This is a genomic window from Candidatus Neomarinimicrobiota bacterium, assembly GCA_041154365.1.
Classification (GTDB): domain Bacteria; phylum Fidelibacterota; class Fidelibacteria; order Fidelibacterales; family Fidelibacteraceae; genus Fidelibacter; species Fidelibacter multiformis.
In genome coordinates, this window is the sequence record AP035449.1 from 2,645,591 (window position 1) to 2,670,308 (window position 24,718).

At 45.1% G+C, this 24,718-nt stretch carries 14 protein-coding genes; 7 read left to right on the top strand and 7 right to left on the bottom strand.

The annotated features are described in order from the left end of the window. Positions 1-11: 11 nt before the first annotated feature. The 4 genes from ccsA to nrfH are packed head-to-tail and all read right to left on the bottom strand — an operon-like array spanning position 12 to position 4,155. Positions 12-812 (bottom strand): cytochrome c biogenesis protein CcsA, encoded by an 801-nt coding sequence (ccsA, locus tag strainIA91_RS11215; RefSeq protein WP_400166863.1) that lies wholly within the window; start codon positions 810-812, stop codon positions 12-14. Next, positions 809-2,029, bottom strand: a complete 1,221-nt coding sequence (locus strainIA91_RS11220) for a hypothetical protein (protein ID WP_400166864.1) — start codon at positions 2,027-2,029, stop codon at positions 809-811. The genes ccsA and strainIA91_RS11220 overlap by 4 nt, the downstream gene beginning before the upstream one ends. A gap of 16 nt (positions 2,030-2,045) precedes the next feature. After that, on the bottom strand, positions 2,046-3,551 hold the full coding sequence (locus strainIA91_RS11225) for an ammonia-forming cytochrome c nitrite reductase subunit c552 (RefSeq protein ID WP_400166865.1): 1,506 nt from the start codon (positions 3,549-3,551) through the stop codon (positions 2,046-2,048). Beyond that, positions 3,538-4,155, bottom strand: a complete 618-nt coding sequence (nrfH, locus tag strainIA91_RS11230; protein WP_400166866.1) for a cytochrome c nitrite reductase small subunit — start codon at positions 4,153-4,155, stop codon at positions 3,538-3,540. The genes strainIA91_RS11225 and nrfH overlap by 14 nt, the downstream gene beginning before the upstream one ends. A 314-nt stretch (positions 4,156-4,469) precedes the next feature. Here nrfH and strainIA91_RS11235 point away from each other — a divergent pair, with 314 nt between their 5' ends. Next, the gene (locus strainIA91_RS11235) at positions 4,470-6,599 is read left to right on the top strand and encodes a S46 family peptidase (protein ID WP_400166867.1); all 2,130 of its coding nucleotides are present in this window, start codon (positions 4,470-4,472) and stop codon (positions 6,597-6,599) included. 9 nt (positions 6,600-6,608) lie between these two features. Here strainIA91_RS11235 and strainIA91_RS11240 read toward each other — a convergent pair whose 3' ends face one another. The 3 genes from strainIA91_RS11240 to strainIA91_RS11250 are packed head-to-tail and all read right to left on the bottom strand — an operon-like array spanning position 6,609 to position 12,107. Beyond that, positions 6,609-9,014 carry a sucrose synthase gene (locus strainIA91_RS11240; RefSeq protein WP_400166868.1) on the bottom strand — a complete coding sequence of 802 codons (2,406 nt, stop codon included), beginning with the start codon at positions 9,012-9,014 and terminating at the stop codon, positions 6,609-6,611. Further along, entirely contained in the window at positions 9,011-11,209 is a 2,199-nt protein-coding gene (locus strainIA91_RS11245; RefSeq protein WP_400166869.1) for an HAD-IIB family hydrolase, read from the bottom strand. Before strainIA91_RS11245 ends, strainIA91_RS11240 begins: the two co-directional genes overlap by 4 nt. Beyond that, positions 11,202-12,107, bottom strand: coding sequence for a PfkB family carbohydrate kinase (locus tag strainIA91_RS11250; RefSeq protein WP_400166870.1), 906 nt, complete (start codon positions 12,105-12,107; stop codon positions 11,202-11,204). Before strainIA91_RS11250 ends, strainIA91_RS11245 begins: the two co-directional genes overlap by 8 nt. A 256-nt stretch (positions 12,108-12,363) precedes the next feature. Here strainIA91_RS11250 and strainIA91_RS11255 point away from each other — a divergent pair, with 256 nt between their 5' ends. From strainIA91_RS11255 to strainIA91_RS11280, 6 genes are all read left to right on the top strand, one after another. Continuing rightward, positions 12,364-16,536: a two-component regulator propeller domain-containing protein gene (locus strainIA91_RS11255; protein WP_400166871.1), complete on the top strand. Its 4,173-nt coding sequence runs from the start codon at positions 12,364-12,366 to the stop codon at positions 16,534-16,536. Positions 16,537-16,687: 151 nt separating this feature from the next. Next, positions 16,688-20,137: a hypothetical protein gene (locus strainIA91_RS11260; protein WP_400166872.1), complete on the top strand. Its 3,450-nt coding sequence runs from the start codon at positions 16,688-16,690 to the stop codon at positions 20,135-20,137. Positions 20,138-20,150: 13 nt separating this feature from the next. Then, positions 20,151-20,654 carry a hypothetical protein gene (locus strainIA91_RS11265; RefSeq protein ID WP_400166873.1) on the top strand — a complete coding sequence of 168 codons (504 nt, stop codon included), beginning with the start codon at positions 20,151-20,153 and terminating at the stop codon, positions 20,652-20,654. Between the two features lie 12 nt (positions 20,655-20,666). Further along, a complete protein-coding gene (locus strainIA91_RS11270) occupies positions 20,667-21,437 on the top strand; it encodes a hypothetical protein (RefSeq protein ID WP_400166874.1) in 771 nt (256 codons plus the stop codon). Then, positions 21,428-23,275 carry a hypothetical protein gene (locus tag strainIA91_RS11275; RefSeq protein WP_400166875.1) on the top strand — a complete coding sequence of 616 codons (1,848 nt, stop codon included), beginning with the start codon at positions 21,428-21,430 and terminating at the stop codon, positions 23,273-23,275. Before strainIA91_RS11270 ends, strainIA91_RS11275 begins: the two co-directional genes overlap by 10 nt. A gap of 77 nt (positions 23,276-23,352) precedes the next feature. Next, positions 23,353-24,705 carry a glycosyl hydrolase family 16 gene (locus strainIA91_RS11280; protein ID WP_400166876.1) on the top strand — a complete coding sequence of 451 codons (1,353 nt, stop codon included), beginning with the start codon at positions 23,353-23,355 and terminating at the stop codon, positions 24,703-24,705. Positions 24,706-24,718 lie beyond the last annotated feature (13 nt).

Here is a 24,718-nt window from a genome sequence, read left to right on the forward strand (position 1 = left end):
CTCATTCCTAACTACCCATAAACATGTATACTCTGCATCCCCGGTAAAAACCGGATCCCCATCCAGGTAATGATCAGCACCAGAAAAGAAAATCCCAGCAACCATAGCAATAATTTTCGTTTTTCCTGGAAGTTGTGATGAATATGAATCGTGATCAGGTAAAAGAGCCAGGTGAGCAATGCCCAGGTTTCTTTGGGATCCCAGCTCCAGTAATTTCCCCAGGCGATTTTTGCCCAGATAGCACCCAGAATCATCCCCAGCGTGAGAAGCGTAAAACCGGGATACACCAGTTGCATAGAAAGGGTTATGTAATGTTTCTGTGAGACGGCTGAATTCCCCCGGTTGTGAAAAAGTCCCCGTAAAGCGGACAAACACGCCGCCGCCAGAACAGCGTAGGATATCATATAAACAATCACGTGTGGAATAAACCAGGGACTTTGAAGTGCCGGCATCAGGGCTTTGCTTCGGTATTCCGGATGGATGACATCCACAATAAGAAATACGGATGCCATCATGGCACCCAGAAAATAGAGTGCGTTATCCCGGGTTTTCACAAAGAGAATGGAAATAATTCCCGAGACAAAAAGGGCATACCATAAACGGGTTTCCGCCATGGTCCGCAGAGGCGGGCGTTCCAGTTCACACCATAAAAAAATGACAAAAATTGTCAGAACAAGGGTTGAAAAGAGGGGTCCGGCTTTTACAATCCACCCGGCTCTTCCGGTCTCTTTCTTCAGGAGGAGAAGTACGGTTCCCGCAAACCATCCGGCAATAAAAAGAATCGTTGTAAGCAGAAGAAAATTCCAGGTCATAAGTTTTCCCTTTTTCCGGATTTTGGGCTTAAAAAAAGCAATCCCAACGCGCCGGCAATCATGAAACATAGACCGGCATACACCAAAGGGAGCCAGGGATCTTTAACGGCCAGAAAAGTGTACCTTTCTGCTTTTCTGCCCATAGCCTGATCAAAACTTTGCAGATAAATCCACCAGCCTTCTGCTTTTATTGGATGATTTACTTCAATCAGTCGCGATTCACCGTCTATTCCCGATTGGGTATATAGACGGGCTCGCGCTCCGTAATAAGCCGGTTCAGGTGGCAGGAGAGCCAGATAAAAATCCGGGGAAAGTTCAAGACTTCGGGGCGGTGTTATTGAACCGCCTGGACTGATCCATCCCTGAACCTTTTTACCCGAAGGGGGTGTAACACGGACACGGGCTGCCGGTGCTGTTCCGGCAATGCCCCGCACATTCAGAACGGTATCGGGTTTAACAAATGCTTCCGGATAATATGTTCCAACATGAATGTCAAACGAATCGATGGCAAAGATTCCCGGTTCATCAACAGATGTCCATTGATCACCCCGCGCTTTCACGAGAGCACCAGCCTGATGAAAGAGGGCCAACCGGGGAGGATATTCTTTCACGATAAATTCCTGAAGCTCCAGTGCAAAGGGAAGTTCCATGATACCGGTGTATTCATTCTGACCATACCAGACCAACTGATCCTGTCCTGCCTGTATGATCACTTCTTCTTTGTCTGCCTGTCCCAGAGATCCTGCAAGCAACACCAGCCATAACCCAAAGTGATTCATTGTGAAAATGATATTTCTCCGGGATAAAGGCATCAATCTGCGAAGGATGGCAAATCCAAGGGTGACTAATAAAAACATGACGGAAACAGCAAACATCCATGTATTCACAATTCCTTTTAAACCCAAAGGATCCGGATGTCCCCCCTGGGGAATCAGAGCCATCAGAAAAACCAGAAAAGTAAAAAAGATCATGGATGTTACAGCCGCTTCAGGGGATGAAAACCACCGGATGATCTTCCGTTTATGAAATAAAATCCACAGGAGGGGGATGAGAACCAGAAACTCAGTAAAAAGAATAATATTCACCGGTGTCTTAAAGAGCCCAAGGGGGAAATTTCCAAAAAAATACTGGATTACACTTCCAGAAATAAAGAGAATCACAGACACAAAAAATGCGTTTTTAAACACCTTTAAATTGCCGGATTGGAAGCCTGTCATATCATGAAACCCGGTTTCAACGGATACGCTCGGGCATTTTCATTTGCGCTTCCCGTTCTTTGGCAATTTTCAGCCATTCAGGCAGTTCTTCGGCAATCCATTCATTCTTTTCTTTCCGAAGTTTTACCGGGTCAAGGCCCAGATAGCGCTGGGCTTTCTTTTTGGTACTGATATCAGGCAAAGGCACATCTTCATAATAACCCAGTTTCGCCAAAACCCGGGCAATTTCCCGCCGGGCTTCCGAGGCTTTTTCCATCCCGTCGGAGAGGATTCGCATGGATTCCAGCGGGGAATGAAAAGAAGCCCCATGGCTGGCCGCCACAAAATCCCAGCGCCATTGTGCCTGTCGGATAAAATCCTGTGCCCGTTTCATATCCTCACTCCCGGCACCTTTATCAAAAGCAAACGCGGCTTCTATATGAGATTTGACCAGCATATCCTCCAGAAGAATTTTCTGTTCATATACCTTATCCTGGCGGTCATAGACATTTTGGATCAACGTTTCCTTCTCCTCACGGTGACACACCATACAGGAATTTTCAATATTATTCAGCGGACTTTGAATCTTATGATCGGTAAGTTTCTGGCTTCCTTCCGTGATATAGGGCATGTGACAATCGGCGCATGAAACACCCCGCTCAAAATGAATACCTGTCATAAAGAGTTCGTAATCAGGATGCTGGGCTTTGATAATGGGGGTTTTGCTCAGGGGGTGAACCCAGTCATGAAAATCATAGGCATCGTAATAGGATTCAATGGCTTCCATACTGTAGCCGTTGTCCCAGGGGAAGGTCACATATTTTCCCGGACCCTTAAAATAATACTCCACATGACACTGGGCGCAGACCATGGTTCGCATATTGTTAATGGGAACATCGGTGATATCAATATTTTTTCGTTCATACGCTTCAATAAAGGGTGTTTGCACAATGCGAAGATGTTGATTTTCCGGGTTATGACAGTTGGCACAGCCGATGGGATTGACAATTTCGGACAGCATTTCCGACCAGGGTGTTTTAAAAAATTCCGCGGCGCCGATTTCGTGGATCACACGGGGTACATCCGGACTTTTGCAGGTCCAGCAGCTGGATGTTTGCATGTCCGGTGTCTTTTCATCCGGAGTCCCGGTCCGCAGAGTATGGTGTATATCCTGCACGGCATAAATGTGTCCTCGCGGCTGGTTATAATCCCGGGAGAAGGAATACCCGGCAAACAGAATTACCAGCCGTGGATCCTCTTCCAGGGCATCCCGGAATGCATTTCCATTATATCTGGACTCAAAGGAGGTATCGGCCATCTCCTTGTACCGGGCATATTCCCGGGGATAGGCCTTTCCCCAGATTTCATTCCGGGGTTCAAATTCTTCCAGATCATACAAGGGAACATTCATCACGGTTGCTTCTGTCCGACGCTGGATAATGGTAGAGGCAAAGAGTCCCAACAGAAAGACCACCACCGCCGTGCCCAAAAACAACAGCCAACCCAGCCAATGGTGTTTGTCAACAAGTTCATTGATTTTCATCTGGCTCACCTGCCTTTTTTTCCAAGAGTTTTTTCAACCAGTCCGGTGCGGGGGACTCCGGCACAGGAACCTGCGTAAAGGGTGTTACAGAGAGGCTTCTGACCCGGCCATGGGGAATTTCACGGTGACAATCCCAACAGACACGCCCCTCCCCTGCTAAAACTTCAGCATGTGAGACATCCGTCCCCACCTGATCATTTAAATGTTCATGGCACCGGATACAATTTTCCTGAACCACCCGTATTCCCGGTTCCAGCATCCGGATACTCTGCTCATACCCCCGTGTTGTAAAAATGGCTGAATGACGCAATCCATCCTTTGCTTTGAAATAGTAGGCATGAAATATCGTATTGTGTGGCACATGGCAATCATTGCATACCGCCTGTTCCCGATGGGAAGAATGTCGCCAGGTTGTATACTGAGGGCTCATGATGTGACAATTGATGCACGTTTCAGGGTTATCAGAAACATAGGTCCAAGCCCGCGAAACATAGATTGTATATGCACCACTTCCTGCAATCGTCCCCAACAGGAGGATGACAGGTATACGCCACCGCCGGGGCGGCACCACAAGGTTGATAAGTTTGCTGATTATCTTATCCAATAATTAAATATAATCAGCTTCAGACCAAAGATAAACCATGAAAATACCAGGGGTAAAAGATATCAGGACAATTATTGTTTCTTTGAAATCCGTATCTTGTGGTAAAAACCTGTCTTTCCATGGGTTAAATTATACCTTTATAGAAATATCCCTATGTTTATGCACCCCCGGGGGTAAAATACAGACCCGAAATAGATTTGTCAAGCTTATATTGTAAATTATATGTTTATATATTGCCTTTTTTCTTCAAGAAACGTTTCAACAATTCATGCCTTGCATTTAAATTTAGATATAAACAAAATCCCGGAGAAATCATGAAACGAATTCTTGTATTTTGCCTGTTTATAATCTCAACTCTACAGATTCTGTATGCTGTTGAAGGCATGTACCTTCTCAATAAGCTGCCCCTGAAATCCATGCGTAAAGCCGGTCTCCGGATGAAATTTGATGTGGACCCCCAAACAGGTTATCCAAAGATCGCAGCCGGTGTGGTGAACCTGAATGGTGCTTCCGCTTCATTTATTTCCCCGGAAGGACTTATTCTCACCAACCATCACGTGGCATTCAGTGGTATTCAGCAACTCAGTACCCTTGAAGACAACATTCTGGAGAAGGGATTTCTGGCCCGAAACCATGATGAAGAAAGACATGTCCCACGTTTCCGGGCCTCTATTACAATTTCTTTTGAAGACGTTACTCAGGAAATTTTACACGGCCTTACCGACACCATGAATCCCGTTGCACGATACGATTCTGTGGATTACCGAATCAAACGTATTATCGCCCGGGAAGAAAAGGGGCATGAAAAGGTTCTGATCCGCTCCTTCTACAATGGAAAATCCTATTTTTTAATTCGCCGCCTTGAATTTAATGATGTGCGTTTGGTTTATACTCCTCCCCGTGCCATTGGGGAATTCGGAGGCAATATTGACAACTGGATGTGGCCCCGCCATACTGGGGATTTTACCATCCTCCGGGTCTATGCCGATTCTGAAAATAATCCGGCAGAATATTCAGAAGACAATATCCCTTATCAGCCTATTCACTACTTTCCCCTATCGGTAAAAGGCCTGAAACCCGGAGATTTCACCATGATCCTGGGATATCCCGGCAGAACCCAACGCTACCTCACTGCCCGGGAGGCCGCATTTACCCTTAATGTGGAATACCCGGAAGCTATTCGGCATTTTGAATTTTTGGTGGATCTTATGGATTCCCTGGGTGCGGCAAATCCGGAAAAAACCCTGAAATTTGCCTCCCGAATCAAGGGACTGAACAACTATAAGAAAAAATACCAGGGAATGCTGGATGGATTAAAGAGCCGGGATGTTATTGGTGAAAAACAGACGTTGGAAGAAAAACTTTATCATCAGGGTAAGAACCGGGACATTTTGCAACAACTGGATAAACTACAGAAAGCATACGAAACGAATTATCATGCCCGGGAAAAATTTTATAATTTGCAGCGGGATCCCCGTCTAGTTGCCATCGCCTCGGATCTTGTCCGCTGGAATCATGAAAAGAAAAAACCGGACCTGGAACGGGAACGGGGGTTTCAACAGCGGGATTACGATAAACAGCAGCGTTCCATGGCTTATTACATGTCCGCTTATGACGAAACACTGGATAAAATCCTCCTGCACCACCACCTCACACAGATGTTGAAGGCACCGGCAACAGAGCGGATTCCTTTGATCGACTCACTCTTTTCCATGATAAAAGGAGAATCTGTTTCTCAGGTTGTCGGAAGATTTGTGGAAAATCTCTACTCTGAAACCCGGTTGACGGACCCGGATTTCAGACAACGTCTTCTTGACATGACTCCGGAAGAATTCATTAAAATTCAGGATCCTTGTATTCTCTTTGCATGTTTGCTGGAAAAACAAGCCCGGGAAATCCGGGAAGAAGGCAAAAAACGCGCAGGTCAGAGAATGGTCCTGATGCCACCCTATTTTGATGCACTAAAAGATTTCTTAGACCATACAATCTATCCGGATGCCAATGGAACCCTCCGTTGCTCCTTTGGCCATATCCAGGGATATTCACCGGCTGATGCCATCTGGTATGAACCCTTTACAACACTCACCGGTGTATGGGAAAAGGACCGGGGTGAACACCCCTTCAATGTTCCTGAACCCATAAAATCCATTCGTCTGAATCAAAATAACCAGGTTTTTTATGATAAAGGGCTAGAGGATTTTCCTGTCAATTTTCTTCATACCATGGATATCACCAACGGAAACTCCGGCAGTGCCGTCTTCGATAAAAAGGGTCGCATCGTAGGTATTGCCTTTGATGGTAACTATGAAGCCATGACCAGCGACTGGATCTATGATGATCAACTGACCCGTGCCATCTCGGTGGATATCCGGTACCTTCTGCTGAACCTGACTGAAATTGAAAAGGCGAAAGACCTGTTGAATGAGTTGACAATCATCCAATAAATACAGGGACTATTCTCCCTGAAGGGCTCGCTGCCGGAAGAGAAAGTGGTAAATAAGATCGGTATAACGGTTCAGCTTCACCTTCCCTTCGGCCGATTCAGAAAAGCGCCAGAAACCATATAGTTTTGCAAGGCTTACAAGTTTTTCACTGTAAAGAGCCCAGGTAAAATAGCTGTTCACCCGTTTAATCCCATTTTCAGAAATGGTTTTCCAAAGCCCGGTGTTTTTTTCACAGGACTCCATAAAAGTTTCCAGGCTTTCAGCAATCAGTTCCGGTTTGCTGGTATTCATCAGAAACCCGCTCTTGCCCGGCTCGATAATTTCTGATGGTCCCCCGAATTTAGGGCCAAAGGTCGGCAATCCGGAAACCATGGCTTCAAGAATTGTCAGACCGAATGCTTCAAAATGTGCCGGCTGAACGAAAATTCCTTTTTTATCGGCAATAATCCGATAAACCTCACCGGTATCCTGTTTTTTAATACTGGGTAACCAACGGATTTGTCCGTGCAAATCATATTTACCAATGAGTTCATAAGCCAGATGGATCTGTTCCCTTTCCTCATCATCCTTTGACTCTTCGATACGGATACTGCCGGCAGAAAAGATGAGGTTACAGGATTCCCTTAGTGCATCACTCTGTCCGAACGCTTCGATAAGGCCGGTGATGTTTTTTACCTTGTCAAAACGGGCCATGGTAAAGATCGGCCGTTTATCCGGATTCTCCAGTCTGCCGTAAATATCCTCCGCAGGATCTGTAAAAAGCCGGTTTTCCCAAGTATGTGTATGCTCCTGAATGCGTTTATCCGATTCATGATAAGGGAAATAAATCCGTTCATCCACGCCAGGGGGAATGACATTGAATTTGGGTGCAAAAAGATTAATCCCGTTGATTACCTGGTACAAACCGGGGAGAGTAAAATTCTGGTAAGATTCATACTGTCCCATCTCCGTTTCGGTCCCAATGATCTCCTGGTGAGTACTGGCAATGATAAAATCGGATTTGTTCATGGCAATCATATCGGCCGTAAACTGGAGGGAGAAGTGATAATGGTCTTCCACATTCTTCCAATAAAGATCCGAAAAGAGATATTTTGTCTTTTCCAGGGCGTGGGCAATGGTACACTGGGTCACATCCAGGGCATCAGACATGAGTGACGCCACCAGGTTTCCATCCGAATAATTTCCGATGATCAGATCCGGTTTCCCTTCAAATTCACTTTGAACGGCAAAAGCGGCGTCTTCGGCAAATTGTTCCAAATAGGGCCAGACATGAAAACGGGAAATCCAGTGTGGAATCACCTGATGGTGCTCATCCCGGAAAGGAATTCTCAAAATCCACCCGTTCTTTGTCCCATGGATTTTCTCGTGCTTCTGGTCGCATGTGGTATCTCCGGCTTCAGGAATAAGCCGGGTAATCACGATAATCCGGGGATCGATATCCAGTCCGGATAATCGCAGGGATTCTTTCAGATATTTTTCCAGTGCCCTCACCTGATCCAAAATATAAATCACCTGTCCGCCTGTATCCGGTTTACCCAAAACATGCTCCTGGCCAAACCAGCCGTGGGGAGAAATAATCGCGATTTTTGAAATATGGGGCATGGGTACACGGGCAATGAAGGCTTCCAACAAAGAATCATCCGGCTCATTGATGAGATCATAAAGCAGCTGCATGGTTTTAACAATCCTGCCGGCTGTGTTGCCCCAACCAGGCTCAAATCCAGCTTTTTTAAGAAGGGGTTCTACCCTGGAATATGGCGTTTCCTCAGATTCCCTGGAAAGGGTTTCAATCATTTCGTCAAGGGCTTCATAAAAAGAATCAAAATCCGTCAGAATTCCCCCGTTGACCAGCAATTGAAAACCGTTATGACTGTGCATTTTGATAAAACTGAAGAGTTTTTCATTCCATTCTTTTGGATTTTGAAAGAGGTGGCTGCTCAGGTAACGGTTCAGATAGCGGATCCCGTTTCCTACCGAGCGCGTATCCCGGATGGAAGGGGAAAAATCATAAAAGGGCATAAAGTCGATGTGAAGAGGGGTCAGTATCTTTTCCTCGCTGGAAATTTGTGTATCCTTAATATCCAGATACTCCCCGGGAGCCATGATTTCCATATACTCCCCATATTGTCGCAACATGTAAAACCGGTATTTCCCGATGCCATGCCGGTACATAAGGGCCATATATTCATTCCGGATGATAATTTCCTGAATCCGTTTCAGAAATGCGGCAACAGATGAATCCTCCAGAAAAGCATTTTCAAGATTTTTTTCAGCACAAAAATCCTTGAAGATCAACAGCAAATCATTTTGAAGGAGGATTTTTCCTTCATGCCTGGCCAGGACGGCAATGAATTCTTTAAATGTATGGAGTTCCTTTTTTTTAATCAGTTTTTCTGTTTTATTGTTCAAATTCAAGAACGATTCCTTTCTTTTGCTTTCTCAATAATCTGATAATGATCCAGCCCTTCCAGAATACCACCGGCATAAGGTTTCTCCGCAAAGAAAATACGGTTTACATCCTTCAGATGTTCCAGTTCAGAGCTGTAATTTCCCACAACCACACCCAAAGCACCGCTTCGAAGCATCTCTTCATCATTTCCCGAATCCCCTGAAACAATCACCTGCCGGAGGGGAATTTCCCACTTATAACTCAAATACCGGATGGCCTTCCCTTTGGAAGCCATGACAGGCAGAATATCCAGGAACTGTCCATGGGAATAGATAAGGTTGTATTTCAGCTTATTTTTGACCAGGGCATGGTGCACCGATGCCAGGCGGTCTTTGTCCGGTTCCATGTAATAGCTGACTTTGAATTTCCGTTGGGTGTCCTCTTCCTGATAGATCAGAAAATCCAGCGTATCCAGGACTTCCCGGATTTTATCACGGTTCCACCGTTTGGAGATATGGGCATCGTAGCCATGATCATAGGTCAACTCATTCCCATAGTAAATCTCGGTTCCCACCGATGTAATCAGGAAATCCGGCTGGGGAATATCGTGTTCCCGGATGATCTCCATGGCAGATTCAATCGTCCGTCCGGTAGCTACGCCAAATCCCAGAACATCCCGGGCATCCTCAAGCCGCCTTTTCAATTCATCCAGATGCTCATTATCACCGCCAATCAGGGTATAATCGATGTCGGTAATCAACAGATGGTTCAAAGAGAGAAGGCGTTTGCCCACCGTGTCTTTTGTTTTTCCCTTGATAATGGGAGACTCCTGTGCTTCTTTCGGCATTTTTTCAATTTCCTTTATATAGGTATCCACGTGTGCATCCCAGGAATAATATTTTTCCACGTTGATAATTCCGTTTTGAGAATATTTTTTCCAGAGTTCCGGATCAGCAAGAATGGTTTTCAAAGCCTCGCTGATTTTTTCCGTATCCCGTACATTAACCAAAATTCCGTTTTTCAGATTCGAGATGATATCTCGGGGTCCACCATCATCTGTAGCTACGATGGGTAATCCCGATGCCGAAGCTTCAATGAGCGTCAGCCCAAAGGGCTCTGTAAAAGCCGCATTGATAAACACTCCATGTTTTTCAGCCACAATCCGGTATAATTCCGGGACTTCATGTTCGAAATCATGTTTTTTGGGAATGGCCATTTTACCGTAAAGGTCGTATTTATCCATGAGGAGAAGCATTTCCGTTAGCACATCCTGCTCATTTTCCTCCATTTCGGTAATATCTTTCCGGATGCCGGCAAAAATAGCCAGATTGGCCATGGCCTGGAGCTCCAGATCTTCGCCATAGGCTTTAATCAATCCGCTGATATTTTTCCGCTGATCCGGTCGGCATAGGGTTAGCACTACCGGCTTTGAGGGATTCAGGAAAAAACGGTGGAGTTCTTCAGAAATTGAGGCTTTGGCAGCCATTTGCCGGCCATCAATACTCTTTTCAGACATGTGATTCCTGAGGTAGTGGTAAAACTTCTCCAGATCAATTCCCGGGGGAATCACTTTGTAACGGGTCATGGTTTTGTTGTGGTACTGCCCGTACTGGGTATTCACTTCCTGCCGTGTACTGGTTACCACAAGATTGGCATTTTTAAGGATATTTTCCTCGACGGCGATGCGGTGATCAATTTTATATTTTCGAATAATCTCTTTTTCCTTCATCCCTTCATTCAGAAGTTTTGAAAGTTTGGAACGTCCCAGGGAATGACCGGTGAAAAAGAAAGGAAGTCCCAATACCATCGCCAGTTCGGAGGCCACATACCCGGCATCCGCATAGTGACCATGGACGAGATCCGGGATATCCTTTTCTTTTTTGATAAACTTCAACACTTTGTCGGTATACTCACCAAGATAGGGCCAAAGCAATTCTTTCCGCATATATTTTTTCCCGCCGCACTGGATACGGACAATCCGGCAATTCTCTCCCAGATCTTCGACCGGCTTTGCATAATCGTCCGAAACCGTTTTGTCATCGATCAGGCGGGTAAACAGATCTACTTTGCGGATCTTTTCATGGCGGCTCAACGCCTTTGCCAGTTCGACCACATATTTGATCTGTCCACCGGTATCTGCATCCCGGCCCATTTCCAGGTTGGATCCTCTCACCAGTCCATGGATACTGAACATCATGATATAGAGACCGTCTTTAGTCATCGTTATCTCCATGTATCTCTTTTTTGATGGATGTATAAAAACCCGGGGCTTCCGGTAAAGCACCTTTCAGGGTACAAACTTTGCCGGCAAAATCTGTGGCATTTTTCAGGATTTTTTCGGGATCCCAGTTCAGGAGGATGCCGGCTGCCAAAACGGAGGCGTAGGCATCTCCCGCTCCCACTGTATCCCGGATGGAGAGGGCAGCTTTAGGCTTCATGGAATAGGAGCCTCTGGAAGTCATCAGCCGGCTGCCGTCCGCATCAGCTGTCAGGGATATCATCCGGAAAGAAAAGGAATCCATAAGCCAGGTAAGCATCTCTTCCTCCTGCTCCGGTCCCGAAAAAAGCTGCGAAAGCGTTTGCAGCTCCTCCCGGTTCAGTTTCAGGATATCCGTCTTTTTCAGGGTTTCCCGAATCGTTTTCTCCGTATAACAATCCGGCCGGAGATTGATATCACACAAAACAAGGGCCGTAGGGTTCCGGTGTTTTAACAGGCTGTGGACCGTCTCAAATCCCCGGGCTGACCGTTGAATCAGGGTCCCCACATAAATCAAATCAGCCCTGGAAACCCGGTCCAGTGCCTCAGGGGTAACTTCGAGGAAATCATAGGCAACAGGCCTGATAATCTGAAAGCGGGCATTGCCCTTTGGGTCCAAAGCAACCTCAACCCGTCCCGTGGGATAAGCTGCATCCTCCTGCACCAATCCCGGATCCAATCCATAGGATGAGACAACAGAGCGGAGTTCATCTCCATCTTTATCGTTTCCCACCCGTGTGATAAAATCCGTCTTCAAGCCAAAGGAAGACAAATGGGCTGCTACGTTAAAAGGAGCTCCTCCAATCCGCCGGTAGTCCGGAAATTGGTCGAAGAGAATTTCTCCGATTGAAACAATCATCATGTCCTCACGACACCATTGAACAGTTAGGACCCATCCTTTCTTATAGTTAAATATAACAATTTTCATGCAGGATTGAAAGGGTGATTCCCGGTGAACCGGTTGAGAATAATCCTTCTTTTCTTTAATCAGGATTCCCTAAATTGTTCATGATGAGATGAAATCCCTCCATGAAAAGATCTTTCAATCAAAGGGATATTCCGTATTACTTGAGGTCATGAATAGAGTTCCGGATATACATCCCCGATATTAAAAAACCATGATAAGAACAAAAGGCTTCATTAAAATTGTACACAACTTAACCCCCGGCATACAGAGACTTCTGGGCACCTGCCTGCTCATTCTACTGCTTAGAGTTTCAGCCCCGGCATCTGAACAATCAATTTTCAGATTTACCCACTGGACCTCGAATGACGGCCTTTCCCAGTCAAATGTGACCTGTATAACCCAGGATAAAAGCGGTTTTATGTGGTTTGGAACCTTTAACGGGCTCAATCGCTTCGATGGATATCATTTCAAGACTTTTCACTATACACAGGATCGTGAACAAAGCCTGGCACATAATTACATTTCAGACCTTGCCGTAGACCAGGATGGCCGTATCTGGATAGGCACGAGTGATGGATTGAACAGATTCGATCCGGCAGCCGATCAAATGATTACCTATCATTCTGAAGCCGGTGATACTTCTTTTTTCACAGATAATCAAATTGAAGCACTACTGATTGACAGTGATAACCGTGTATGGATTGGGACCCGCAACGGTGGATTGATTCTTTATAGAGAAAACACAGGATTCACGACGATAAATAAAAACCTTCAAAGCATGACAATCAGTCTCTTATTTGAGGATCACGAACACAATATATGGATCGTTCACGATAACGGAGCCATCGATATCTTGAATGGAACCAGCCTGGCGGTCTCTCACCTGTATGGGGAAAACGGACTCACACCCTATCATATCACTGCCATCGTACAGTCTGATGAAGATCATCACGTTTGGATAGGAACACAAGGGGATGGTCTGTATCGCTTGCTCGTTCAGTATAATCAGCCCAAAGTGATCGAACACTATTCAACACGGTCAGATATTAAACCACTCACAAGTGATATTGTGATCAGCCTGCTCATAGATCAAAAAGGATTTTTATGGATTGGCACCGAAGACCGGGGTATTGATATCCTGGATATTTCTGAAGGAAACATGTCACATTATGAACATGATCCCTATAATAAATACAGTTTAAGCCATAATTCCATCTGGTCCATTTTTGAAGATATGGCAGGAAATATCTGGATTGGCACATATGCTCACGGCATCAATTTGTTGATTGACAGGAACACTCCCTTTAAGCACTTTAAGCATCAACCGGGAGACCACGCATCCCTCAGTCATAATATGGTGAATACCTTTTTGGAAACAAAAGACGGAGGCTTGTGGATTGCAACAGATGGGGGCGGACTGAATCAGTTTGACATGGATAAAGGGCGTTTTCTGCATTATACCAAAGAGAACACCCGGCTGGAAACGAATGTCATTCTTTCTTTATACGAAGATCACAAAGGCAGATTCTGGGTTGGTACATGGGCAGAGGGTTTATACCTTTTCGATCGAAAAAATGCTCGTTTTATAAATTATACACAGTCTTCTGCCGGATTGGCAAGTGACCGCATTATGGATATAGAGGGTGACGGAAAAGACGGTTTGTGGCTTGGAACATTCTGGCGCGGCCTTACCCATTTTAATCCGGATAAAGACCATGTCCGGATTTATAATACAACAAACAGCGGATTGAGTGACAACAATGTCCGTGTTCTTCTGCGGGATGATCAGAACAGGCTCTGGGTCGGCACCGATGCCGGGCTGGACCGTCTGGATCCGGGAGCAGATACGTTTATTAATTACATGCATAACGGTCAAGACCCTACAAGTCTCAGCAAAGGATTTGTCCTGTATCTTACACAAACAAAGGATGGATCTGTCTGGGTCGGGACCAGCGGCGGACTGAACCGGTATAATCCTGAAACAGATAGCTTTACCCGTTATGACACACGGCATGGACTGCCGGACAACGAAATCAAATGTATTCTGGAAGGTGAACCGGGTTTTCTGTGGCTCAGCACCAACAAGGGTATTTGCCGCTTCAATCCGGATCAGAATGAGGTTCAGCTTTTTGACGTATCCGATGGACTCCAGGGGAATGAATTTAATATCCGCAGCGGATTGAAAACCCGGCAGGGTGAAATCCTCTTCGGTGGGAATAATGGTTTCAACATCTTTTATCCATCCCATATCCGATCCAATCAATATATCCCTCCCCTTGTCTTCACGGATTTCAGACTTTTCAATCAATCCGTTTCCGTCAATGGACCGGATTCAATTCTGAATCACCACATAAATAATACCAAGAAGATCACACTGGCCCATCACCAGAACGTATTCGCCTTTGAATATGCCGCCCTGAACTATATTTCCCCACAGGACAACCAATATGCCTACAAACTGGAAGGTTTTGAAGACTCCTGGAATGATGCAGGGCATGCCAGAACCGCTAATTATACCAACATTGATCCCGGTGAATATATTTTCAAAGTCAAAGCTTCGAATAACGATGGGGTTTGGAATGAAACCGGGCGATCTATAAAGATATATATCACACCTCCGTTCTGGGAAACCTGGTGGGCTTATATCATTGAGGCACTCCTGATCCTGGGCATTCTTACTTTTATTCTCAATTACTTTATCAGCCGCCAGAGAATGAGGGCTGATTTGCGTCTTGAACAACTGGAACTGGAAAAAATGTATGAACTGGATCAAATGAAAACACGGTTCTTTACGAATATCTCCCATGAATTTCATGCTCCCATGACACTGATTCTGAGTCCTTTGGAGAAATTAAGCAGTTCTGATTCCCTGGATTCCCGGTCCCGTGAAAACATCGGACTAATCCTTCGAAACGCCCAACGGCTCCATCGGATGATCAATCAGTTGAAAGATATTCAGAAAATTGAAACCGGTGACTTATCCCTGCAGCTTTCCACCGGTGATATTATTGCTTTTCTAAAAGAAACCGTAAATTCATTCAGGGAATACGCGATTGATCACAAGATGGAATTAACCTTTACAAGTTCAACCGACAGGGAGATTGCCTGGTTCGACACAGATAAATTGGATAAAATCATCTACAATCTTCTCTCAAACGCCTTCAAATTCACCAGGGATGGGGGAAGAATCCACGTTTCAGCAACGATTCTTGATCCTGAAAAGAACAAAAAACAAAACAAAGACATTCTAAACGTCCGGAATATAGAAATCGCCGTATCCGACACAGGGATCGGCATTCCCAGGGACAAGATCAATTTAATCACCCGGCGTTTTTTCAGAATAGAGGGGAAGGGTCTGGATGTCCGGGAAGGGAGTGGTATCGGCTTGGCTTTCGTCAATGAACTGATCAAGCTGTATCACGGGAAGATCCGAATCGACAGCAAAGAGGGGCACGGTTCTGTTTTTACCGTCAATATTCCCCTCGACGAAAAATACCTGGAAGAGCAACAGGTCGTCAGTCAGTTCATCCGCACACCCATCCGTGAAAAAACATCCGGTATACTTAAAATACCTGATGCAACAAGCGAAAAAAACGAGTCTTACAGCCCAACACCCGGCAGTAAACCACTGATTCTTGTGGTAGAAGATGACGAGGAAATACGAAATTATATCCGGAAATCCCTTGCGGAAGATTATCAAATTCAATGTGCCCAGGATGGAATCATCGGACTTGAACAAGCCAAAAAACAGATCCCGGATTTAATTATCTCAGATATTAAAATGCCAAACATGGACGGGATAGAGCTGTGTAACCGTTTGAAACAAAGTGAAAAAACCAGTCACATTCCGGTCATCCTTTTAACAGCTTATTCTTCAAAACAATCAAAAATCGAGGGTCTTGAGAAGGGCGCAGATGCTTACCTGGCAAAACCATTCAATATCGATATGCTGAATGTTCAGATAATCAATTTGTTGGAATCCCGAAAAAAACTCCGAAAGAAATTTTCCGCCGATTTTCTGATCGGCCCCAAGTCCGTCAATATTGAAGATGTCGATGAAAAATTTCTCCAGAAAGTTGTTGAAATGATTGAACGCAATATTTCAGATACCGGTTTGAATGCCGATACGCTCGGCAAAAAAGTAGGCATGAGCCGCACACAACTTTACCGTAAAATCCGGGGACTTACAGACCAGACCGTAAACGAATTTATCAAAAGCATTCGTTTGAAAAGAGCCGCACAATTGCTTAGCGAAAAAAGAGTGACTATTACAGAGATTGCTTATGCCGTGGGGTTTAATGATCTGACCTATTTTGCGCGGTGTTTCCGGAAACAATACCATAAATCTCCATCAGAATATATATCTCCTCCAAAACATAAATGACATTATAGTCCGACATTTTGATACTATCTTCCGAGCAATAATCCCCAAAAAGTCCTAAATCATCATTAAGATTTTTTGAATTAGCAATTCATGGCAAGATCCTTCTGTGGATGAACCAACACATGCCAAATGCTTGACCGGAGGCCATCTTATGTCCAACAGCTTACATCAGGAAAACATCCATATCGGTCCCACTTCCCTGAAAATCAACGCTCAGCCGGTTCAGGGCAAGATGGTGGATTTTCAGGGAAAACCCTATTACTGTATAGAAAACTACGACAATATGTCTCCTTTTTTCCTGAGTGTTATCAGTGACTCAGATATCTGGATGTTTGTATCCAGTTCCGGAGCCTTGACCGCCGGTCGCTGCAATCCGGATAACGCACTGTTCCCTTATTATAATGATGACCGCATTCACGATTCAAAAAATACAACCGGTGGTAAAACATTGATCATGGCCACCATCAACGGTAAAATAAATTTCTGGGAACCCCTTTCCAACCGGTATGAGGGCCTTTATGAAACCAGCCGTAACATGTATAAGCGTCCTTTGGGAAATGATATCATATTTGAAGAGATCAATCATGACCTGAAGCTTGCGTTTTATTGCCGGTGGACAAATTGTCACCGCTTTGGGATTGTTCGGGAAGCAGCCATCACCTCTTTAGGGCACCAAACCGTCACGATCCGCATTCTGGATGGCATTCAGAACATCCTGCCCACCGGAGTGGACCGTGGCACACAACTGGCCTACAGTACACTCCTTGATGGTTACAAGAAAAATGAGCTTCTGCCAGAAAACGGTATCGGGATTTATACCCTCAGCTCCCTGCTTACCGACAGAGCCGAACCGGCAGAATCTTTACACTCCACCACCGTATGGTCTGCCGGTTTGCACCGGGATCATGTATTATTGTCTTCCACCCAGCTTGACGCCTTCCGGAAGGGAAAAGCGATATCCACCGAAACAGATATCAGAGCACGCCGGGGAGCATATTTTATCGAAAGCACTTTTGAGCTTCCACGAGGAAAAAGGGAAAATTGGTTCATCCAGGCGGATCTGAAGCAGGATCTTGTCCAACTCACTGAACTGAGAGATTTTTTACAAAGAGAGCCCCATCCTGAAAACATCCTAATATCCGAATTGCAGAAAAGTGACGAAGCCCTTGAACAACTGGTTGCCCGAAGTGACGGCCTTCAACTGGGACGCGATCAGCACATGAATTTCCGTCATTTTTCGGTGACCCTTTTCAATATTATGCGGGGAGGAATATTTGAATATAATAACACCATATATAAAGATGATTTTCTGAAGTTTTTGCGAACGTCAAATGTGTCATTATATCAAAAATATCGTGACGAATTGGAAAACCTTCCTGCCATCATGGCACTAAATGATATCTCGGGCTTCTTAAACAAAAAAGACAACAATCTGGAGCGTCTTCTTTATGAATATCTGCCTTTAAGCTTCAGCCGCCGTCACGGTGATCCAAGTCGTCCCTGGAATGATTTTGCTATTCATATCCGGGATGAGGATGGAAACCGGCTCCTGAATTATCAGGGGAACTGGAGAGATGTTTTTCAGAACTGGGAAGCCCTGACTTTATCGTTTCCGGAATTCATTGAACACATGATCACAAAATTTGTGAATTCTACAACCGCAGACGGGTACAACCCCTATCGACTGACACGGAATGGTTTTGAATGGGAAACTCCAGACCCCCATACTCCGTTTGCCAATATCGGCTACTGGGGGGATCATCAGATTGTCTATTTGCTCAAACTTTTAAAACTCTCTTATCACTTTCATCCGGGAAAACTTCAAAAACTTCTGACACAAGATCTGTTTACCTATGCCAATGTCCCCTACCGGATCAAACCCTATGCTTCCCTTGTGGAAGATCCCCATCATACCATTGATTTCGATGCAAACCTGCACGACGAGATTATGAATGCGATGAAAAACATGGGGACAGATGCCCAGCGCCTCCATGATGCAGAGGGGTCATTGATTCTTGTCAACCTGGCTGAAAAACTGCTGGTTCCGATTCTGGCCAAACTGTCCAACTTCATTCCCGGCGCCGGAATCTGGATGAATACCCAGCGGCCGGAATGGAACGACGCAAATAACGCATTGGTCGGATTTGGCGTTTCCATGGTGACCTTGTATTATCTTCGGGATCACCTCCACTTTTTATCAGACCTTTTTGGGAAACTGGATATCGATACAATTGATATTTCTCAGGAAGTCTATGATCATTTTCAAAAGATCCTAACGACTTTCAATAACCATAAGAATATGATTGGGGCCGTCCTCAGGGATAAAGACAGAAAAGTTTTCCTGGATGAATTGGGACATGCAGGCTCTCAATACCGGTCCCTCATATATACCAGGGGATTTTCCAAAATACGGAAGGGATTACCCCGACAAGACATGTTGAATCTCTTTTCCCTGGTTCTTCAACATATCGATCACACCATCAGCCTCAACAAACGGGATGATGGGTTGTTTCATGCCTATCATGTCATCCGTATGACCGACAAGGGAATTGCCCTCCGGAAGCTTTATGAAATGCTGGAAGGACAGGTCGCCGTACTAAGTTCAGGGTATTTGTCCGCCCAGGAGGCTCTTGACGTTTTAGAATCACTTCGGGAAAGCAGACTCTATCGTCCGGATCAACAGTCGTATGTTTTATATCCTGATCGTCAACTCCCGCGCTTTACAGAGAAAAACATAATCCCCAAAAAATATATAAATAAATCTTCTTTTTTAAAGAATTCTCTCCAGGCTAAAGATACCCGGGTGGTTCAACAGGATATTGACGGCAATGTCCATTTCAACGCAGTATTTAGCAATGGCCGCATCCTGAAACAAACCCTGGAAAAAATGGACTTGAATGCTCCGGAAATCGATACGATTCTGGATATTTACGAATCTGTTTTTGATCATCAATCTTTCACCGGACGCTCCGGTACCTTTTTTAAATACGAAGGCTTGGGATGTATCTATTGGCACATGGTTTCAAAATTACTTTTGGCGGTTCAGGATACCTATTACCGGGCTTACAATGATGGATCCGATCCGGAAATCCTGGAAATGTTAAAAACATATTATTTTGAAATTAAAGAAGGAATCGGAAGCCATAAGAATCCGGACGAATATGGCGCTTTTCCAATGGATCCCTATTCTCACACGCCCGGGTATTCAGGCGTACAACAACCGGGCATGACAGGTCAGACAAAGGAGGATATCCTTGCACGAACCGGTGAATTGGGAGTGCGCATCAAACAAGGAGCCATTCATTTTACTCCGGCTCTTCTGAACACAAAGGAATTCCTTTTAAACTCAAAAGTTTTCAGCTATTTCGATGTGGAGAATAAAAGACAAACATTGATGCTAAGTGAAAATATGATGGCTTTCACCATCTGCCAGGTTCCCGTCATTTACATCAAATCAGATATGGAAAAAATGATTGTGACATTTCGGGACGGTCACGAGAAAGTACTGGACGGATTAACACTTCCAGCATCTTACAGTTCACATGTGTTTGAGCGGGACAATAAAATAATAAAAATACACGTATTGTTAAAGTTATTATAAAGCGAGGTATAGAATGCAAAAGAGAAAAAGATTGATTCGTTTATCATCATTGATCTTCTTCATTTTTACAGTCATTGTAACCGGATTAAGCGCCAAGGAATTCGATCAGGTAATGGTGGTACAGGATGAGAACGGTTACCGTCTACAGGTTCAGGGAGAAGATTTTTTTATCAAGGGGATGAACTGGGATTATTATCCAATCGGGACAACCTATACCTATTCAATATGGAACCAGCCGGATGATATCATCGTGGCAGCTTTAGACAACGAAATGTCCTTGCTTAAGGCAATGGGGGTCAACACAATACGCCAGTATGTGGGCATTCCTTCCCGCTGGATCGAATATATTTATAAAAAATACGGGATATATACAGTGCTCAACCATGCTTTTGGACGTTATGGTGTTGAGGTCAACGGTGCGTATATCCCTCATACAGACTACGCAGACCCTGACACACGAAAAGCGCTACTCAATGAAGTCCGCGAGATGGCTGAAGAATACAAGGATACACCGTGACTGCTGATGTGGATGTTGGGAAATGAAAACAATTATGGCCTTTTCTGGGATTCGGCAGAAACGGAAAATATCCCCGGAGAGCCTACACGTGAAGAAGTGCGGGCCCGCCACATGTATGCCCTTTTTAATGAAGGTGTAAAAACAATTAAAGCCATCGATGATAAACGACCTGTTGCTATGGTGAATGGTGATTTGCTGTTCCTTGATATCCTCGCCAGTGAGATAACAGATCTTGATATCTTTGCCAGCAACATGTATCGCGGTTACACATTTACAGATGCTTTTGAACGGGTTGAAAAAACACTGGGGCTTCCTTTTATGATGGCCGAGTTTGGATCGGATGCTTTTAACGCCCGAACCGGTGAAGAAGCTCAAATTGATCAGGCAGGGTATTTTATATCCAATTGGGCGGACTTGTATAAACACGCTGCAGGTATGGGACTTACCGGCAATTCAATTGGCGGATTTACGTTTCAGTTTAGTGACGGGTGGTGGAAAACCGGGCAGGAATATGACCTGGATGTTCATAATACCAAGGCCTCATGGGCAAACGGGGGCTATCAGTTTGATTACCGGGAAGGGTCCAACAATATGAATGAAGAGTGGTTCGGTATCTGTGCCAAAGGTCCGACAAACGAACGTGGCTTATATGAATTGTATCCAAGGGCTGCTTTCTATGCCTTGCAACAGATCCATGAACTGAGCCCTTATGAACCGGGATTAACCCATGCTGGAATTGATCAATTTTTTTTAATACTCTCAATATTCAGGAAATGTACCTGAAAGCCCGGGGAGACAGGGCTGCCTTATTATCCGAGAATCAAAAGGCTTTTCGCATCAGCAATGCCTTTATCAAAATGGAAACGTATTATACAGGCGGTTCCCATATCACAACACCGGCTTCTACAGATACAGATTTTGACGGTTACCCCCGTTTCCAGGGATTTGACCATTTGCAATCCTATTTTACAACCGTTGCCTTCAGTCCAAATGGCCATTTCAATGGTTTTATTTCTCTCAACTTTCTGGCTCATGTTCCCAAAAACCCCATCGATGAAATCTTTTATGAAAACCGGGGTCGCGAACAGGTTGTTCGCGCCGAAGAGGGATTATACACGATCACTGATGCAGAGCGGGTTAAAGTCTACAGGGCTGAATTCAACTGGGATGATGACTGGTTCAACCTGACAGGCTTCTATCGTACCGGCCATTATCACTGGGGTTATGAGGGTGATTTTTTTGGATTGTATCCAGAAGCAAATTACGGTCCCAATATTGACATTTACAACGGTGAAGCGCCTCTGGGTGTTGAGTTTGCCGGTAAACAAGCATTGGAAGGATTAAAAATTGCCTATGGACCCGAACTCTGGTGGGGAGCAAATCCGGCCATTTTATTGAAATACCGGAAACAATTTGGACGATTTACTACAACTGCTATGTATCAGGAAGACCTGAGTTCTCAGAGCCTGGCAACAAGTTCTTTCGCCATACCTCTTCCACCTACAAAAAAAGCCACTCTTCACCTGGCTTTTCCGGTGGGAAAAGCCGGTATTGAATTGGGCGGTATCTGGTCCGGTGAAAACCGTCTTGAAGAAACCTTCCAGATTCTGGATAAAGACGCCGGATCCTATCGTGTGTTGCAAGACGAAATCCGGCCTGCAGATATGTTTGGCGGAAAATTTAAGGTGACATACTCACAAGGCCGGTTCAACTGGTATGCCCAGGGTGCCATGATGGGATTGGTCGCTGACGGTCGTGTAAACAGTGCCCTGACCTATACAGGCTGGCGCCTGAAAGATAGCGGCAGAGGTAACCAAACAAATATCTTAACAGGTCTTACCTATTTAATGGGTAACTGGCAGATAGCTCCCAATTTCCTCTGGCAAAAACCCCTCGTGGACCCCATCCCCTCTGATGCTCCAGCCCCTGCCACACCCCGTAACGTACTTGACGATCCGTTTGCCGTCATTGACAACCGCGAAACCACAGCCGGGGAAATACTCCTGACGTATGATCCCACACCTGCCACATGGATGTATAATTGGGACAGCGATATGCGTGAAGATGCCAAACTGGCTGCAAGCATTGGCTTTGTCTACCGGCACCATCCCACAACCCGTGATGCATCAATCGGTATCCTGGGTGACGGGCGTACCCTCTTTGCCTTTGACGGGGCTCCACCAGCCCGAGATCTGTGGGAAGTTTATGCGCGGATCGTTTCAAAAGCACGTACGGATCTGGGTCTGATCGCGAATCTTTATACCGGAAACGGAGAACCGAAGGGAAATGACCCACGGGAAATCTTCCGCATGGGAGCCGATGTCCGTTTCATCGTAAAAGATATCAAGCTGATCACCATGGTAAAGTTTAACGATTGGGGACCTTATGATTATCATCAAGATTTTAACCTGACATATCCCCTTCAACTCAGTGTTGATATTTCAAAATCCCTCGGAAAACAAGGTTGGCTCTATGACAGCAAACCCCGCTTTGGCTTGAAACTCGGATGGCGTTCCCTGAATGAATATTCTCCCCGCTATGAACCCGGTCCAGGCACAGATGAAAACGGTTCTGAATGGGAAATCAGAACTTATTTCCACATGAATATCAACATGAAATAACACAGGATAACACATCAATTGCATTGGAGACGATCATGATACAAAAACAAAAAAAATCATTCTTCATAATGGTAATAATGATCATTTTGAGCTTGAGCAGTTGTGAACGGGATATTACAGGCCTTGATCCGGCACCCTTCCCGGATGATCCCGAAGTATTCATGGATGAATTTGGAGAGGGTATTCAATATCAGGCCTTTCTTAACTCAAAATATGATGCACTTGAAATGGATGCTATTGAATACTATGACGGAGACCGTTCCATGAGTTTTATTGTGCCCGATGCCAACGATCCCAGTGGATGGTTTGCCGGTGGTGCCCTCGTTCATCCCGTTGGCCGCGATCTTACACAATATGACGCCCTGACATTCTGGACCAAAGCAAGTATGCCGGCAGAGGTGGGGGTCTTCGGTTTCGGGAATGATAATTCCGGGACATCAAAATACACTGTCGAAATGCCTGACGTCACGGTAAATACCCTCTGGAAAAAAGTGATTCTGCCCATTCCTTTGGCATCAAAACTCACGCGGGAAGGCGGGATGTTCCATCTGGCCGCCTCTCATGTGAATGGCCATGGGTACAAAATTTGGGTGGATGAAGTCCGTTTTGAACACCTGGGTACGATTGCCCATCCCCGGCCGGTCATCAACAATCAAACGATTACCGGAGAGGTCGGCGACAGCCTGACACACTTCAGCGGCACTCGGGTCACAATGAATGTCGCCGGAAATGATGTAACAGTGAATATGAGTTCTCACTACCTGACATTTATCTCGTCAAACGATACCATTGTTTCTGTTGACGAGGAGGGCATTATCAGACTGGTCGGCCCTGGAACAGCGGTTTTGTCTGCAAAACTTGGATCTGTCGATGCGGAAGGCTCCGTAACAATTATATCCAAGACACCCCCGCCTGCCCCTGAAACGTCTGCACCAACACCCACTTTTGCTTCGGAAGATGTAATCTCGCTCTTTTGTGATGAGTATCCCAATGTAAGCATTGACACCTGGTCTGCCGAATGGGATGCTGCCAATGTGGAAGATTATACAATCGGCAGTGACACTCTGAAAAAATATTATAACCTCCAATTTGCCGGGATTGAGTTTACAAGTTCACCCATAGATGCATCCGATATGACTCATTTTCACCTGGATATGTGGACACCCAATTCTACCTCACCCCCGGCACTGTTTAAAATTAAATTGGTGGATTTCGGGGCAGATGGTGTATTTGGCGGTGGTGATGATTCTGAACATGAATTGACATTTAGCGCAGGTACCAATCCGGCTCTTGCAACAGAAAGCTGGGTGCGTTTTGATATTCCTTTAAGCCAATTTACCGGTATGACCGGGAAAAACCATATCGCCCAACTGATTATATCAGGGAATCCCAACATCGTGTACATTGACAATATATTATTTCATAAATAGGCAGGAAACGCTC